At 65.5% G+C, this 15,093-nt stretch carries 13 protein-coding genes; 7 read left to right on the top strand and 6 right to left on the bottom strand.

What is annotated here, in order from left to right:
• Positions 1-8: 8 nt before the first annotated feature.
• From KF688_03210 to KF688_03195, 4 genes are all read left to right on the top strand, one after another.
• A complete protein-coding gene (locus KF688_03210) occupies positions 9-1,472 on the top strand; it encodes a zinc-dependent peptidase (protein MBX3424668.1) in 1,464 nt (487 codons plus the stop codon).
• Positions 1,473-1,711: 239 nt separating this feature from the next.
• A complete protein-coding gene (gene dapB / locus KF688_03205; protein ID MBX3424667.1) occupies positions 1,712-2,500 on the top strand; it encodes a 4-hydroxy-tetrahydrodipicolinate reductase in 789 nt (262 codons plus the stop codon).
• Between the two features lie 146 nt (positions 2,501-2,646).
• A complete protein-coding gene (locus KF688_03200; GenBank protein ID MBX3424666.1) occupies positions 2,647-3,027 on the top strand; it encodes a hypothetical protein in 381 nt (126 codons plus the stop codon).
• A 226-nt stretch (positions 3,028-3,253) separates the two neighbouring features.
• Positions 3,254-4,774 (top strand): MFS transporter, encoded by a 1,521-nt coding sequence (locus KF688_03195; GenBank protein ID MBX3424665.1) that lies wholly within the window; start codon positions 3,254-3,256, stop codon positions 4,772-4,774.
• A 9-nt stretch (positions 4,775-4,783) separates the two neighbouring features.
• On the opposite strand, the gene KF688_03190 is transcribed toward KF688_03195, so the two are convergent.
• From KF688_03190 to thiC, 3 genes are all read right to left on the bottom strand, one after another.
• A complete protein-coding gene (locus KF688_03190) occupies positions 4,784-5,083 on the bottom strand; it encodes a hypothetical protein (GenBank protein MBX3424664.1) in 300 nt (99 codons plus the stop codon).
• A gap of 15 nt (positions 5,084-5,098) precedes the next feature.
• Positions 5,099-5,449, bottom strand: coding sequence for a heavy-metal-associated domain-containing protein (locus tag KF688_03185; protein ID MBX3424663.1), 351 nt, complete (start codon positions 5,447-5,449; stop codon positions 5,099-5,101).
• A 117-nt stretch (positions 5,450-5,566) separates the two neighbouring features.
• Positions 5,567-6,925 carry a phosphomethylpyrimidine synthase ThiC gene (gene thiC / locus KF688_03180; protein ID MBX3424662.1) on the bottom strand — a complete coding sequence of 453 codons (1,359 nt, stop codon included), beginning with the start codon at positions 6,923-6,925 and terminating at the stop codon, positions 5,567-5,569.
• A gap of 292 nt (positions 6,926-7,217) precedes the next feature.
• On the opposite strand from thiC, the gene KF688_03175 reads away from it, so the two are divergent.
• Positions 7,218-7,925, top strand: a complete 708-nt coding sequence (locus tag KF688_03175; GenBank protein MBX3424661.1) for a serine/threonine protein phosphatase — start codon at positions 7,218-7,220, stop codon at positions 7,923-7,925.
• Positions 7,926-8,019: 94 nt separating this feature from the next.
• Here KF688_03175 and KF688_03170 read toward each other — a convergent pair whose 3' ends face one another.
• Together KF688_03170 and recA are read right to left on the bottom strand one after the other, a co-directional pair.
• Positions 8,020-9,036, bottom strand: coding sequence for an alpha/beta fold hydrolase (locus KF688_03170; protein MBX3424660.1), 1,017 nt, complete (start codon positions 9,034-9,036; stop codon positions 8,020-8,022).
• Between the two features lie 252 nt (positions 9,037-9,288).
• Positions 9,289-10,476, bottom strand: coding sequence for a recombinase RecA (gene recA, locus KF688_03165; protein MBX3424659.1), 1,188 nt, complete (start codon positions 10,474-10,476; stop codon positions 9,289-9,291).
• A gap of 418 nt (positions 10,477-10,894) precedes the next feature.
• On the opposite strand from recA, the gene KF688_03160 reads away from it, so the two are divergent.
• Positions 10,895-11,881, top strand: a complete 987-nt coding sequence (locus KF688_03160) for a hypothetical protein (protein MBX3424658.1) — start codon at positions 10,895-10,897, stop codon at positions 11,879-11,881.
• A gap of 172 nt (positions 11,882-12,053) precedes the next feature.
• Positions 12,054-13,766 carry an alpha-L-fucosidase gene (locus tag KF688_03155; GenBank protein ID MBX3424657.1) on the top strand — a complete coding sequence of 571 codons (1,713 nt, stop codon included), beginning with the start codon at positions 12,054-12,056 and terminating at the stop codon, positions 13,764-13,766.
• Between the two features lie 56 nt (positions 13,767-13,822).
• On the opposite strand, the gene KF688_03150 is transcribed toward KF688_03155, so the two are convergent.
• Positions 13,823-15,028, bottom strand: a complete 1,206-nt coding sequence (locus KF688_03150; protein MBX3424656.1) for a 2,3-bisphosphoglycerate-independent phosphoglycerate mutase — start codon at positions 15,026-15,028, stop codon at positions 13,823-13,825.
• Positions 15,029-15,093: the final 65 nt, after the last annotated feature.

Below are 15,093 nucleotides of genomic sequence, written 5' to 3'. Positions count from 1 at the left end.
GGAGCGGCATGTTCGGCGGATGGCTGACTTCGCGACGGCGACGGCGACTGCTTGCGGCGCCCGTTCCCCAGCAATGGGAAGCGACGCTCCGCGCCATGGTGCGGCAGTACGTCCATTTGCCAAGCGAACTGCAGAAGCGCGTACGCCAGATCGCCGCGGTGTTCGTCGCCGAGAAGGACTGGGCCGGGGCCGGGATCGAGATCACCGACGACATGAAGCTCGCCGTCGCCGGACATGCAGGACTCCTCGCCTGCGGGCAGAGCGAGCCGTTCTTCTACGACCGTCTGGCGACGATCGTCGTTTACCCACGAACCATTCGCTTCTCGCCCGAGCAAACGACGCGCTATTCGGCGCTCCCCGACTTCCCGGCCGAGGGGGTCGCCTTTCAGCACGGCCCGGTGCTGCTGTCGTGGGCCACGGTTCGGCGCGAGCTCGCCGGCCGGTCGCCGGGACGCAACGTCGTTCTGCATGAACTGGCGCATCACGTCGACGGACTCGTCGACGCCATGGACGGGGCGCCGGGAGTCGGCGATCGCCCGCGTGTCGAGCGCTGGAACGAAGTCACCGAATCCGAGTTCCTGCGACTCGCCGGCAGCGCCCGTCGCAGAGAACCGACGCTGCTAGATCACTACGGCGCCTCGAACCGGGCCGAGTTCTTCGCCGTGTCGACCGAGTGCTTTTTCGAGCTGCCGCATGCGCTGCGACGCCGACATGCCGAGTTGTACGAAGTGCTGGCCGACTTCTACCGACTCGACCCTGCTGCGTGGCTCCCCTCGGTGCAGGAATCGCACGTGACTGACGAGACGCCGCGGCGGGTTCATCGCCGTCCGCACGTCTCCGGTCAGCCGCAACCGGGCGAAACGCACGACGCAGAGTTGATCGCCCAGCGTCATGCCGAGCGCCGACAGGCGATGGATCGCGCCCGGCTTCGCGCGCTTGAGTCGATGTCCAACGCAGACGCACTCTACACCTTGGCGCTCGGACACCTGCAGGCCCGACCTCCCCGGGCCGCGGACGCCGAGCGTATTCTGACCGCTCTTTTGGCCGCCGATCCGTACGATGAAGAGGCGCTCGCCCATCGGGCCTTGGCGCGACTGCTCCAGGACGACCAAAGGGGCGCCGAGGCCGATTGCGCGGCGGCGCTCGCGATCGATCCCGCCGACCCCGATGCATTGGAAGTTCGGGCGGAGCTCCATTGCCTGGCGGGCCGTTGGCACGAAGCGATCGCCGACGTTTCGGCCGCACTCGAGGAATTTGCCAGCGACGTCGGCTTGCTGACCCTGCGGGGAGACGCTTATTCAGGCGCCCGCCAGTGGTCCAAAGCGATCGCCGACTACAGCGACGCCCTGGCGATCGATCCGCTCGACGCCGACGCCCTCCTCGGCCGGGCCGATGCGTGGGAGGCGATCGGCAAATCTGCGAATGCCGACCGCGACCGGCGCCGAGCCCAGTCGCTCGGCGCCACGCGATGACGCTCGCGCCCTGATCGCCGCCCCTCGGCTGGCGAAGGGGGCGCTTTTCGCCGAGCGTCCTGCCACAGTCGCGAGTGCAAGGTCTGCCAAGCTCCGCGTTACGGGCCCGACAGAACCTTGCACGCCCGTTTCGCGGGCGAGTGTTCGACTCGCCGCGTGCGCGATAGAATGCCAAGCAGAGACATTGCCGCTGACGATCGGTTCCTCCCCCGCCGCGAAGACACAAGGAGCATGAAGCCATGAAACTCGCGATCCACGGTGCAGCAGGGCGAATGGGCCAGCGCGTCACCGCTCTGGCGGCCTTGGACGCCGAGGTGCAGATCGTCGCCGCGCTCGAATCGGCCACGCATCCGCGATTGGGACAGGACGCGGGGTTCCTCGCGGGGATCGGCGACATCGGCGTGCCGCTGTCGGTCGTCGGCGAGAGCGACGCCGACGTCGTGATCGACTTCTCGGTCCCCGACGCCGCGGTCGCGGTCGTCGCCCACTGTCTGGAGTTCAAGAAGCCGCTCATCATGGCGACGACCGGCTTCGAGCCGGACCAACGACGCTACGTCGAGCAGGCGGCTGACACGATTCCGCTGGTCTACGCCCCCAGCTTCAGCCCCGCCGTAAATCTGGTCATGAAACTGACCGAAATCGCCGGCGGGGCGCTAAAGTCGCTCCCCGCAGGGGTCGACGTCGAGATCATCGAGCGGCATCACCGCTTCAAAGAGGACGCCCCCAGCGGGACGGCCCTGAAATTCGGCGAGATCGCCGCTCAGGCGATGGGGCTGACCTCGCACGTCCACGGCCGCGAGGGTCGTCCGGGGGTCCGCTCCCGCGGCGAAATCGGCTACCACGCCGTACGCGTCGGCGACAACCCCGGCGAGCACACGATCGTATTCGGCATGCTGGGAGAGACGATCGAGCTCAAGGTCGCCGCCAGCAACCGCGACTGCTACGCCGCCGGCGCCATCCTGGCCGCCAAGTGGCTCGTCGGCAAGCCGCCCGGCATGTACGGCATGGCGGACGTGCTGGGCTTGTAACAATTCGGTCGCTCGCCGCAACTCTCGACCTCCTGTCAGCGGACGTAGCCTTTAGCAACGCACGTCATCAACCGGAGCGACGCCCGTCCGGCAAGGGCGACGCACGGCTGTTAGAAGTCAAGACAACCGACCATCACGCGCCCTCTATGGCCAAGTGCGACGAAGGCTATCTCTGCGAGGTCTGCGGCGAGGACGTCGCCGAGTTGGTCGACAGCGATCTGTACATGCGGTACGTCATCGGCCAGCTCGATCCCGAGGTGCTCCACACCACGGCCGAGCGCCACCTGCGCTGCAACCCGACGCTGGCGCAGTACGTCGTCGACCCCGACTTTGCGGCAGTCGTCGTGGAAGGTCCCTTCGACAAACGAACCCTCGACCCCGCATTCGTCCGCGACCGCGAACAGTTGGTCACCCGCGGCTGGCGCCGACTCAAAGAGCTTGCCAAGCTCGACCTTCCGATCATCGAATACCCGCTGCCTGAGGTGAGGGCCCGCTTGGCTGAAAAGGGACCAAATCCTCCCGGGTAATTCAAGGCCGGCCGGCAATCGCACAAGACCGCTCTCGTCCGCATCAACGCTCTCGTCAGCGGAACGACCAGCGCCTTGCAGCCGATCGCCTGAACTCGGTCTCAATCAGAGTTTCGCCGATCGCCGTTGCTATGCGACTTGGCGCCGCGGTTCGCGGTTTCTTCGCCTCGGCAGCCAAGGAAGATTTCTCTTGTGGACATGCCGGGCGCCGCGGATAATCCCCCGCATGAGCAGCCCCGAAATCGCCGCCGAGCCGATCGCCGATCCCCCTCCCGGCCCGGCCGACCATGCAAGATTCGCCTCGCTGCCGCCGCTTGCGCGAGACTCGGCGTTTTGGGGGATGACCGTCACCCAGTTCCTGGGCGCGTTCAACGACAACCTGTTCAAGCAGCTTGTGTTGCTGTTGTCGATCGTCCCAGTGGCCCTTGCCCATTTGGGCGAAGCGGCGCCGATGACGGCCATGTGGTTGTTGAGCGGCCCGCTCGTGCTCACCGCCGTCTCCCCCGCGGCCGCCCCGTACGCGCTGCTCTTGACCCTGGGGGCGTTCGACCCGGGCAAGCTGACCGACAAGCAGGGGCTGGCAAACGTCGTCTTTGCGCTGCCCTTTATTCTGACGACCGGTTACGCGGGCTACCTCTCCGATCGCTACGGCAAGCGCGGCATCGTCGTGTTGTGCAAAGTCGCCGAGATCGCCGTTATGGCCGCCGGCGCCGTGGGGTTTTGGCTCTACTCGCGCGACAGCAGTCTGATGTTCCTGTACGTCGTGCTGTTTTTCATGGGCGCCCAAAGCGGCTTCTTCGGTCCCGCCAAGTACGGCATTCTGCCCGAGATGCTCCGCCCCGGCGACCTGCCCCGGGCGAACGGCATCATGCTGACCACGACCTTTATGGCGATCATCCTGGGCCAGTTCCTTGCCGGCGTCCTCATCGAAGACTTCGGCGATCGGCTCTGGGTCGGCTCGACGGCATGCGTCGCGATCGCCGTCTTGGGGACGATCTCCTCGCTCTGGGTTCGCAAACTGCCGATCGCGAATCCGACGCTCAAGTTCGAACTCTCGGCCCTGACCGTGCCGACTGACATGCGTCGGTTGCTGGCTCGCGACCGGCCGCTGCTCGCCGCGGTGGTCGTGTCCAGCCTGTTCTGGATGCTCGCCGGCATGGTCCCCGCGGCCGTAAACGCCCTGGGCATCATCGAACTGTACGTCGGTCCCAAAGACACCAGTTACTTGCTGGCGGTCGTCAGCGTCGGCATCGCTTTGGGAGGAGGGCTGGGGGGAATCGTCTCCGGCGACGCAGTCAACTTCCGCGTGCTGCGCATTGGCGCCGTCGGCATGTTGGCCTGCCTGACGGTCCTGGCGATACCGTCGACCGGCGGCGGTACGGGCGAAATCACCTTCGCCGATTTCGTCACCCGACCCGGCGTCGGACAAACGCGGCAGTGGCTCGGCTACTACGGCAGCGGGAGCATGTTGATCGCCCTCGGGGTCTTCACCGGCATGTTCGCCGTGCCGTTGCAAGTCTTCATGCAGTCCCGCCCCCCGGAGAACTGCAAAGGGCGGATGATCGCCGTCATGAATCTCGCCAACTGGGTCGGCATCGTCCTGTCGGGCGTCCTCTACGCCCAACTCGCGACGCTCATCGAAGCCCGCGGCTGGCCCCGCTGCACGATGTTCGCGTTCATCGCCCTGCTGACGTTGCCGATCGCGGTGTTCTATCACCCGAAGAGCGAGGCGCTCGCGGAGCTATGACGCGGGCGATCAATCGCCCCCTCGCCGAAGCGCGAGCAGTCCAAGAGTTGTCGCCGCGCTGATCTGGAGCAATCCGGCGACGTAGAAGGGAATGACCCAGCGGATCATGCCGCCGGGATTCGACAAGAGCGTTCCGCCGTCAGGAAGCCGGACGACGTTCTCAAGGCCCAGCACCTGCTCTTCGCCGACGTAGAACATCGCCAAGCTGGCCAACTGTTCCGATTGCCAGAGGGTTGCCCCGCCCAGCGCCAGCAATAGCCCCGCCAGCACCGCCGGCAAGCGCGAGACGAAGCGATTCGACTGCAACATGCCGGCGCACCTGAGTCAGTTGGTCGGAGGCGCCAGCTTCGGCGCCGAGTCGGCGACCTTCGTCTCCTCGAACCCCTGATCAAGCAGATCCGCCACCGCGGCGTCGGCGTCAAATTGCCCCGCCTCGATCGCCACGGTCGCGGTCTTCGTTGCGAGGTCGACGCGGACCTCTTTCACGCCCGGGCGGCCGGCGAGCGACTCGCGCACCGTCGGCACGCATGACTTCTCGCACATCATCCCCGGGACGCTGATCTCGACCGTCGGCAGCCCCGCCGCGTTGAACTCGGGCGTCGACTCCTCGGCGCACCCGACCGTCGCCGCAACGACGACGATGCCGACAACAGTCCGCAACTTCTTCAACTTCATGACAAACATCTCTCGCCTCGCTATTTCTTGGCCGCGACAGACTCGAAGCACGTTTTGAATTTCCGTGTCCTCCGTGCCTCCGTGGCAATCCTCTCTCGGCACAACGGCAGGGGGGCGTTACTTGGCGCCGGCCCCGTCGAGTCGCACCAACTCGCCGCTGGCCGCCATCTCTCGGATGTCCTGGGTGATCTTCATCGAGCAGTACTTCGGACCGCACATGCTGCAAAAGTGGGCGCTCTTGAACGTATCCTGAGGCAGCGTTTCGTCGTGATACCGGCGCGCCGTCTCCGGGTCGAGCGCCAGCCGGAACTGCTCGTTCCAGTCGAACTCGAACCGCGCCTTGGACAGGGCGTCGTCCCGATCGCGGGCGCCTTTGCGCTTGCGGGCGATGTCGGCCGCGTGCGCGGCGATCTTGTAGGCGATCATCCCCTGCTTCACGTCCTCTCGCTCAGGGAGCCCAAGATGCTCCTTGGGAGTCACGTAGCACAGCATGGCCGCCCCGGCCCAGCCGGCCAGCGCCGCCCCGATGCAACTGGTGATATGGTCGTACCCCGGAGCGAAGTCGGTCACCAGCGGCCCCAAGACGTAAAACGGGGCCCCGTCGCAAACCTCGATCTGCCGCTCGACGTTCATCGCCACTTCGTTCATCGGGATGTGGCCCGGTCCCTCGACCATGACCTGCGTGCCGCGAGCCCAGCCGCGCCGAGTCAGTTCGCCCAGCACGTCGAGTTCGGCAAACTGGGCCTCGTCGCTCGCGTCAGCCAACGAGCCCGGCCGCAGTCCGTCCCCTAGCGACCACGTGACGTCGTACTGCCGCATGATGTCGCACAGATCGTCGAAGTGGTCGTAGAGCGGATTCTGCTTGCGGTGAGCCATCATCCATTTGGCGATCAACGAGCCGCCGCGGCTGACGATCCCCGTGACGCGATTGGTCGTCAGGTGCAAGTGCTCGTACTTGACCCCGCAGTGGATCGTCATGTAGTCGACCCCCTGCTTGGCCTGATGCTCGACCATGTCCAGGAAGTGCTGCGGCTGCATCTCCTCGATCTCGCCGCCCAGCTCCTCGAGCATCTGGTAGATCGGCACGGTGCCGATCGGCACCGGCGAGGCCTCGATGATCGCCTTGCGAATCGCGTCAATGTTCTTTCCGGTCGACAGGTCCATCACGGTGTCGGCGCCAAAGTGGACAGCCGTGTGGAGCTTCTCCAGTTCGCCGCCGATGTCGCTGGTGACGGCCGAGTTGCCGATGTTGGCGTTCACTTTGCAGCGAGCCGCGATGCCGATTGCCATCGGCTCGAGCCGCCCGGCCGCGTGCACCGTGTTGGCCGGGATGACCATCCGCCCGGCGGCCACCTCTTCGCGCACCGTGTCGACCGGCAGGTCCTCGCGTTTTGACACGTACTCCATCTCGGGGGTGACGTGACCGGCGCGGGCGTGCTCAAGCTGCGTGATCGGCTGGGGGGCGGAACTGGCCATCGTCGTCTGGCGACCTCCTGCAAACGGGGCGTTGCGAGATGTCCCGCCGACGCCGCCAAAGTTGTTGGAACCTCAAGCGGCCCTTGCACTTGGGTGGACGCAGGCCGCTCTGGTCGTTCATCCTATCGCCGCAGGGGGGAATGTCAATTCGCCCCCGGACGGCGACTTGCTCAACCGCGACTCGCAAGAAACAATCAACCGCCGCGGCCTCCCGTGGCGGCGACTCCCGCGATCGCCGACTCGTCGACCGTTCCGCATTCATCGCTTGTCTTCGCCCTGGCTTCAGCCCGCCGTGCCTTCCCCCGCTGCCGACTCCCCCGCACGTACGATCGCCGTCGGCGACGTTCATGGCTGCGCGACGGCGTTGGCCGCCTTGGTGGAAATGGTTCACCCCGAACCGGCCGACACGCTTGTCATGCTAGGCGACACGATCGATCGCGGCCCCGACAGCCGCGGCGTGATCGAGCAACTGCTCGCCTTGCGCAAGCGATGCCGGCTCGTGTGCATTTTGGGAAACCACGAGCAGATGTTGCTCGACGCGCTCGAAGGGCTGATGCCGGTTCAAGAATGGTTGCGATACGGCGGGGCCGAGACGCTCGACTCCTACGGCAAGGGGGCCGGCGTCAACGCCGTCAACGACGCTCACGTCGCTTTCATCCGCACCTGGAGAGACGTGCACGAAACGGAGGACGAGTTCTACTGCCACGGCAATTACGTCGAACGCATGCCGCTGAACAGTCAGTATTGGCCCGATCTGCGGTGGCAATCGCTGAAGTGGCACACGCCCGGTCGGCACCGCTCGGGCAAGATGGCCGTCGTCGGCCACACGGCCAACAAACAGGGCCGTATTCTGAACCTCGGCCATCTGGTGTGCATCGACACCTACTGCCACGGCGGAGGCTGGCTGACTGCGTTCGAGCCCCAGACAGGCCGCGTGTGGCAAACCAGCGAGGAAGGAGAACGTCGCGAGTCGATGCTTCCGGATCCCAGCCGAGCGTAGCGGCGCCGTCGCTGCGGCGGCGAGCAAGGTTCGCGAACTCACTCGAAGCTCGGAACCAGTCGACCCTTGGGAGCGGACGCCTGCGTCTCGGTCGCTACTGCACGCGCGCCAGCACCTCGCGGCGGACGCAGTCGCCGTCTTCGCACTCGCCCCCTGTGCAGGTCAGGTGGCCGAAGACGAGCACCGTGACGTCGTCGACCCCTTCCAGTCGCCCCCGTTTGACGGCCACGACGCCGTCTCCCTTGCCCTCAACCAGTTCGTCCATATCGGCAAGCAATTGTTCCAGCTTTCCCGTGGCGGTTCGCAGTCCGGGCATCCGTCCGCCGGTTTTGGAAACCGCCGTTCTGAGCCAGTCCATTTCTCCCTCGCTCACTGTGGCGGCCGTTCCCAGGAGAATCGAATAGCTCACTTGCGGGTTCCGCGGTCGGGCGTTGAGAGCGGTCAAGAACTGCGAACCGGGCACGAGATCGTCCGCCGCCTCGCCCAGGCCGTCGACGACCGAGTCGCGCCACCGTGTCCAGGCCCCGCCCGCATTGCGCCCCAACCAGTGCTCCCACACGTCGGTCGCCACGGCCGCGTGAGCCAGCAGCGTGCCGTGCGTGGGCGGAGCAATCTGAATCAGCCGCGAGACGTTGCCGGGGTCGAGCGCAGGGTCCTCGACGCAAGCCCGGGCGACAAGTCCCCCCATCGAGTGCGTCACCAGGACAACCCGCCGTTCGGCGTTCATCGCGGCGAGGTCTTTGAGCGCCCGGGAAAGCCGCGCGGCCGACTCGCCCAGCGAGTGGTCGTTCGGATAGGAAAATCCCGCGCAAGGGAAACCGGCCTCCCGGATCGGCTCAAGAACGGCGTCGTTGCGCTGCGGGGTCGAGTTGAACCCATGGACGAGCACGACGATCGGCAACGCCGAGTCGCGCTTCTGCCAACCCTCGTCCAAGGTCAGGCCGAACCGCTCGTCGTCAGCCGGTCGTAAGACCCGCTGACGCACCCAATTTCGCCAGCCGTACTCGGCCGCTTCGCGAACCAAGGACTCGCCCAGCCCGACGTGGGCGGGCTCGTCCGCCTCGTCGGCAACCGCTGCCGACGGCAGGACGCAAGCAAGTGCGATCAACATTCCCAGCAGTACCATCTGCCGAGTGCGCAGTCCGTCCCCTCGATGGCAACAAGCGTGCGGCATTGCGGACGACTCCAACGGCCCAGTAGTCCAAGACAGCTACCATGCCAAGCGCACCGGCGGCGCACATGATACGCACGTCGAGGATATTACGCACAGAGTCGACCAGCGGTTCGCAGGGGACGCCCTGGGAAATGAGGGGGCGGCGCGGCTCCGGTCCCTGACAGGGGTTGGATCAGGGACGCCGTGATCCTAAAAGTCGTCCCCTTCGGCAGCATCGTCCTCGCCGTCTTCCCCTCCGACGGGGCCTTTGACGGTCATCAAGTCGTCGAGCCCGCCCGATTCGAAGATCTTTTGCTTGATCTCCTCGGCAATCGCGGGATTCTCCTTGAGGAACAGCCGGGCCTTCTCCTTGCCTTGCCCCAGTTGCATCTCGCCGTAGCGGAACCACGCGCCGGTTCGGCCGACGACCTTTTTCTCCATTCCCAGATCCAGGACGTCCCCTTCGTAACTGATGCCGTCGGTGTGCATCATGTCGAACTCGGCGACGCGGAAGGGGGGAGCGACCTTGTTCTTGACGACCTTCGTGCGGACCCGTTGGCCGACGACTTCCTCGCCGTCTTTGAGTTGCCCGATCCGGCGGACGTCGATCCGGCAGGAACAGTAGAACTTCAGCGCTCGGCCCCCGGGGGTCGTCTCAGGGCTGCCGAACATCACGCCGATCTTCTCGCGAATCTGGTTGATGAAGATGACGCTCGTCTTGCTCTTGGCGATGGCTCCGGTCAGCTTGCGCATCGACTGGCTCATGAGCCGGGCCTGGAGCCCGACGTGGGAATCGCCGATCTCGCCGTCGAGTTCCTTCTTAGGAACCAGGGCGGCGACCGAGTCGATCACGATCACGTCGACGGCGTTCGACTTGATGAGCATCTCGGTGATGTGCATCGCCTCTTCGCCGTTGTTCGGCTGGCTCACCAGGAGCGTCTCCAAGTCGACCCCCAACTTCTTGGCCCAACTGGGATCGAGGGCGTGCTCAGCGTCGATGAACGCGGCGATTCCCCCCTCCTTCTGCGATTGGGCGATCACATGGAGCGCAAGGGTCGTCTTGCCGCTTGATTCCGGGCCGAAGATCTCGATGATCCGCCCCTTGGGGATCCCTTGCCCCCCCAGGGCGATGTCGAGCGAGAGGCTCCCCGTGGAAATCCCCTCGATCCGCCGCACCTTGTCGGCGCCAAGGGGCATGATCGACCCCTCGCCAAACTGCTTTTCGATCGCCGCGACGGTGTTTTTCAGTTCGGGGCTCGCTTCGAGCATCCTGTCGGCCGGCGTGGCGGGGCCGGCCTTTTTCCCGGCCCCCCCCTTGGCGCCCTCGGCCCCCTTGCGGCCCGTGCTCTTGTCCTTCTTTGCCATCCCGTTTCTCGCAGCGGCGGTGGAGGTAACCATCGGTGAGCCCCTGGTTGTAGCAGAAAAACAGACGGGGAAACATCGGCCGGCCCCGCGGCTCAGCCGCAGCGAATACTGTACACCTGAGTACTATATCGACGTACAGTACCAAGAGCAAGAGTGTTTCTGGCCGGACCTCCCTTTTTTTCGGAGCGAGACGTTTCCCCACGAACCTGCCCAGCGGGCCGCCAGGGATTCGTGACACGAACAGCGGCTTCGCGGAGAATACCAGCGACCCGGACGGCGGCATGCGTCGCAAAGGCCTCCGGCAGGAGTAGTCCGTGGCAAGTTCCGCGGGCTTACGCCTCGCGATTCGAGAGGGCTTGCCCTGTCAACTCGGGCGGCGCAGGCCTGGTCAGACTGGTTGTCAGCGAACTGTTCTTGCGACCGAACGTCTTGTCTGGAGGAGATATCTCCGATGCCGCCTGACGCTACCTCGACCGACGGCGAAGCCGCGACTCCCGTCGACGCGGCGGTCGGCCCCAGCGGGCGCTGGCCGGGCACGTCCGTGCTCGTGTGGGGATTCGCCTCGACCGTGGCGACGCTTGGGGCGATTCGCTGGCTGCAGGGTCGGTTCGAGGGGTTCGAACCGATGGGGTTCTACGTCAACCTCGTCATCCCCGCCGGGGCGATCGCCGTCGGCCTGCTGGCAGGGAGCGGGTACGGGATTGGCTCCTGGCGTTCCGGCGCCAAGGCGGGAAAAGCGCTCATCGCAATCATCCTCGTCATGCAAACCATGGCGTACTGGGCCGCTCAGCGTCAGGAATATCGCGCCGCGATTCGACTCGTCGAGCAGTTGCCGGCCGGGTTCATCCGGCCTCCGACCTTCTTCGAGTACTATGACCAAGCGACGCGCAGCATGGCGAGGCAGGACGGCAAAGGGGGCTTCGGCAAGCCGTTCGGGGCGTGGGGCTACGGGATCCGCGCTCTGGAGATCCTGGGCTTCGTCGGCGGGGCGATTCTCATCCCGCTCATCCTGCGGACGTTGCACTACTGCGAAAACTGCGCCGTATACACTCGGCGAAAGTCCCTGGGCGTGCTCCCCGCAGGGGTCCCGGTGCAGAAGACCAAACGCATGGCCCCCCTGGAACGGATGGAGTACGAAAAGTCGATCGAGACGGAGTTCACCAACGCACAGAAGCTCGTGGAGGAGTTGCGCACCGCCAGCGAAGCGGGGGACGGGACCCGCGCGGCAGAGTTGCTCAAGACGCACGGCACGACCGAGAAGCTGGGATACAAGCTGACGGCTCGCTGCGCGGTCACGCTCCACCGATGCCCCCGCTGCCGGGCAGGCGAGGTCGAAGTCATCCTCAGTTCCGGTCAAGCGGACCAGATGCATACCCTGGGAAAAGAAGCCTGGGCGATCACCGCGGAGACGGCGGCGGCAATGACGGGGGAAGGATAGGGGACAAGAAATTTTCAGCCGGAAGAACGCCGCCGGCCGGCCCCCCTAGCCGAACCGCCACGCGGTCCGGAAAATCCCAATGCCTTCCCTTCAGCGATCCTCGATCACGCCCTCGACACCGGCGCAAACAACCACGACGACCACCTACGACTGAAGACACTTGGAGACTCGCGTGACCATTCACTCCCTGCAACGGCAAGCCCTCGTCGTCATCTCAGCTTTTTCAGTCACTGGCCTGGCCGCATGGCAGCCGTCGCGGGCGGAGCAAGCCGACGTCGAACCGCCGCATCGCGTCTCGACGGAATCGGAACCGATGGCGTCCGGTCCGTTCAGCCCGTCCTGGTCGTCGCTGGCCGCATACGAAGCTCCCGATTGGTTTCGCGACGCCAAGTTCGGCATCTGGGCCCATTGGGGGCCGCAGTGCGCGCCCGAGGCGGGAGACTGGTACGCCCGGCACATGTATTCGCAGGGACACTGGCAGTATGAGTCGCACCTCAAGAACTACGGTCATCCCAGCGAATTCGGATTCAAGGACGTCATCCGCTCGTGGAAGGCCGAACGCTGGAACCCCGAGGAATTGGTCGCGCTCTACAAGCGGGCCGGCGCCATGTATTTCGTCGCAATGGCGAACCACCATGACAACTTCGATCTGTGGGACAGCAAGCACCAGCCGTGGAACTCGGTCGCGTTGGGGCCGAAGCAGGACCTCGTCGGCCGCTGGGCCCGGGCGGCGCGGGATCAGGGCTTGCGATTCGGGGTCACGGTCCACGCGGCCCACGCTTGGTTGTGGTACGAGACGGCGCAAGGCGCCGATGCAACCGGCTCCAAGGCGGGCGTCCCGTACGACGGCCGATTGCGCAAGTCCGACGGCCAGGGAACGTGGTGGGACGGACTCGATCCGCAAGACCTGTACGAACAAGCTCACGAACCGAGCCGCGACTTCGCCGATCTCAACAAGATTCACGGTCGCTGGAATTGGACCGGCGACGGCAGCGTCCCTGACGCCGCGTACTGCCAGCGTTTCTACAATCGCACGGTCGATCTGATCAATCAGCACGATCCCGACCTGCTGTACTTCGACGATACGGCGCTCCCCCTCTGGCCGGCGAGCGACGCGGGACTGACGATCGCCGCGCATTTCTACAATCGCAACATGGCCCGCCGCGAAGGCCGCTTGCAAGCGGTCCTGTGCGGCAAGATCCTCGATCAGCAGCAGCGGCAATGCATGATTTGGGACATCGAACGGGGCCACAGCAACCGCATCGAGCCGTTCCCGTGGCAGACTGACACCTGCATCGGCGACTGGCACTACAATCGCGACGTTTACAATCGCCGCCGCTACAAATCGGCGCATTCAGTCGTGCACATGCTGATCGACATCGTCAGCAAGAACGGCAATCTGCTGCTGAACGTCCCCGTGCGTTCCGACGGAACGATCGACGACCAGGAGCGGGCGATCGTCGAAGAAATCGCCGAGTGGACGGCCGTCAACGGCAAAGCGATTTACGGCACCCGGCCGTGGATCGTGTTCGGCGAGGGTCCCGCGATGGACGAGACCGCCGAGTTGAGCGCCCAAGGATTCAACGAAGGGAAGGGGAAGCCGCTCACGGCGGCCGATTATCGGTTCGTCGCCCGCGGCGATTCGGTCTTCGCGTTCGCGATGGGTCGTCCCGGCGAGACGGCGACGATCGCCTCGCTGGGTAACAAAGCGGGGCTCTTGCAGCGCAAAATCGTCAAGGTCCGTCTGGCGGGCGGCGACGAACCGCTCGACTGGTCGCAGGAGAACGACGCGCTCGTAATCAAGGTCCCGACCGCGTCGCTGCCTGCACGCAGCGAGTTTGCGACGTGCTTCGAGATCATCCTGACCGCCGCGACGGATCCTTGAGCCTGTCGGAGCAGCGGATCAGCGAGCTCGCCCCGCACAATCGCAGCGCGCGGTCGTTACGCTCCGTACTTCCCCAGTCGTCCGGCATTGGCCAGGGCGAGCGTCATCAGGTGCTTCGCCTCGAACTGCCCCAAGCCGCCGCGCAGGCATTCCGCCTCGCCGAAGCTCTCGCAGCGGTCGGTGCGACAGTGCTTCGCCCACAGCAAGGTCGGCACCGGGTGCCAGCTGTGGCTCGCCAGCATGCTGGGGGTGCTGTGGTCGCCGGTGGCGATGAACACGTCGGGCTTCAGCGCCATGATCCGCGGCACGGCGGCGTCGTACTCCTCGGTCCGCCGGACCTTGAGATCAAAGTTGCCGTCCTCGCCGCTGGAGTCGGTGTACTTGAAGTGGATGAAGAAGAAGTCGTACTTCGCCCAGTTCGCTTCGAGTACGTCCATCTGCTCGTCGAGCGTGTGCGCGTCGCCGACGACGTCCATTCCCACAAGCTGCGCGAGCCCCTTGTACATCGGGTACACGGCGATCGCGGCCGCTCTTAGGCCGTAGACCTCTTCGTAGCTCGGCAGGTCGGGCTTGCCGGCGACGCCCCGCAGCGTGCAGCAGTTCGCCTTGGTCTCGCCGGCCAACAGCTTGCGAGCCTGATTCATGAACTCCTTGAGTACGTCGGCGGTCTTTTGGCTGCCGGCGTCGGCGGCCACGGGGTCGAGCGGCGGGACGCCGGTCGCTTGCGGGTCGGTGTCGTGAACGTTCCCTTGCAGCCCCGGCCCTCGAAGCACGATCACAAAGCGGTGCTCCTTGACCGGCTCGACGAAGACCTCGTAGCCGGGGATCTTGACCTCGCGCAACCGGATGGCCAGCGGGGCGCTCTCTTCGCTGGGGATTCGCCCCGCGCGGCGGTCCGTGATGTTTCCCGCAGCGTCGATCGTGCAGAAATTGGCCCGGATGGCCACGTCCCCCGGCTCCAGCTTGAACCCGATGCCGGTCGCTTCGAGGGCGCCACGACCGATGAGGTACGTCACCGGATCGTAGCCAAACAGCCCCAAGTGCCCGGGCCCGCTCCCCGGGGCAATCCCCGGAGCCACGGGGATGCTGCTGCCGCAGACCCCCTCGCGGGCCAACGCGTCGAGGTTCGGCGTCTGGGCCGTCTCCAGTTCGGTGAGCCCCCCCGGCTGCTGCGGCAGCCCCCCCAGCCCGTCGCCGACGTACATGACGATCTTCGAATCGTTCTTGGTGAACAGTTGGCGAGTGAGGGAGTGAATGTCCATGGCTGCGGAAGGAAAGCGGGGAAGGGGAGGGATCGGAGAAAATTCAGGGTCGCCCCACAAGCCGC

The organism is Pirellulales bacterium (genome assembly GCA_019636345.1).
Taxonomy (GTDB): Bacteria; Planctomycetota; Planctomycetia; order Pirellulales; family Lacipirellulaceae.
Note: the sequence above shows the minus strand (reverse complement) of the source record. Positions and strands in the feature narration are given on the sequence as shown.

Coding starts and splice junctions, on each gene's coding strand:
- KF688_03210 (MBX3424668.1), top strand. CDS start 9: ATGTTCGGCGGATGGCTGACTTCGCGACGGCGACGGCGACTGCTTGCG.
- dapB (MBX3424667.1), top strand. CDS start 1,712: ATGAAACTCGCGATCCACGGTGCAGCAGGGCGAATGGGCCAGCGCGTC.
- KF688_03200 (MBX3424666.1), top strand. CDS start 2,647: ATGGCCAAGTGCGACGAAGGCTATCTCTGCGAGGTCTGCGGCGAGGAC.
- KF688_03195 (MBX3424665.1), top strand. CDS start 3,254: ATGAGCAGCCCCGAAATCGCCGCCGAGCCGATCGCCGATCCCCCTCCC.
- KF688_03190 (MBX3424664.1), bottom strand. CDS start 5,083: ATGTTGCAGTCGAATCGCTTCGTCTCGCGCTTGCCGGCGGTGCTGGCG.
- KF688_03185 (MBX3424663.1), bottom strand. CDS start 5,449: ATGAAGTTGAAGAAGTTGCGGACTGTTGTCGGCATCGTCGTCGTTGCG.
- thiC (MBX3424662.1), bottom strand. CDS start 6,925: ATGGCCAGTTCCGCCCCCCAGCCGATCACGCAGCTTGAGCACGCCCGC.
- KF688_03170 (MBX3424660.1), bottom strand. CDS start 9,036: ATGTTGATCGCACTTGCTTGCGTCCTGCCGTCGGCAGCGGTTGCCGAC.
- recA (MBX3424659.1), bottom strand. CDS start 10,476: ATGGTTACCTCCACCGCCGCTGCGAGAAACGGGATGGCAAAGAAGGAC.
- KF688_03160 (MBX3424658.1), top strand. CDS start 10,895: ATGCCGCCTGACGCTACCTCGACCGACGGCGAAGCCGCGACTCCCGTC.
- KF688_03150 (MBX3424656.1), bottom strand. CDS start 15,028: ATGGACATTCACTCCCTCACTCGCCAACTGTTCACCAAGAACGATTCG.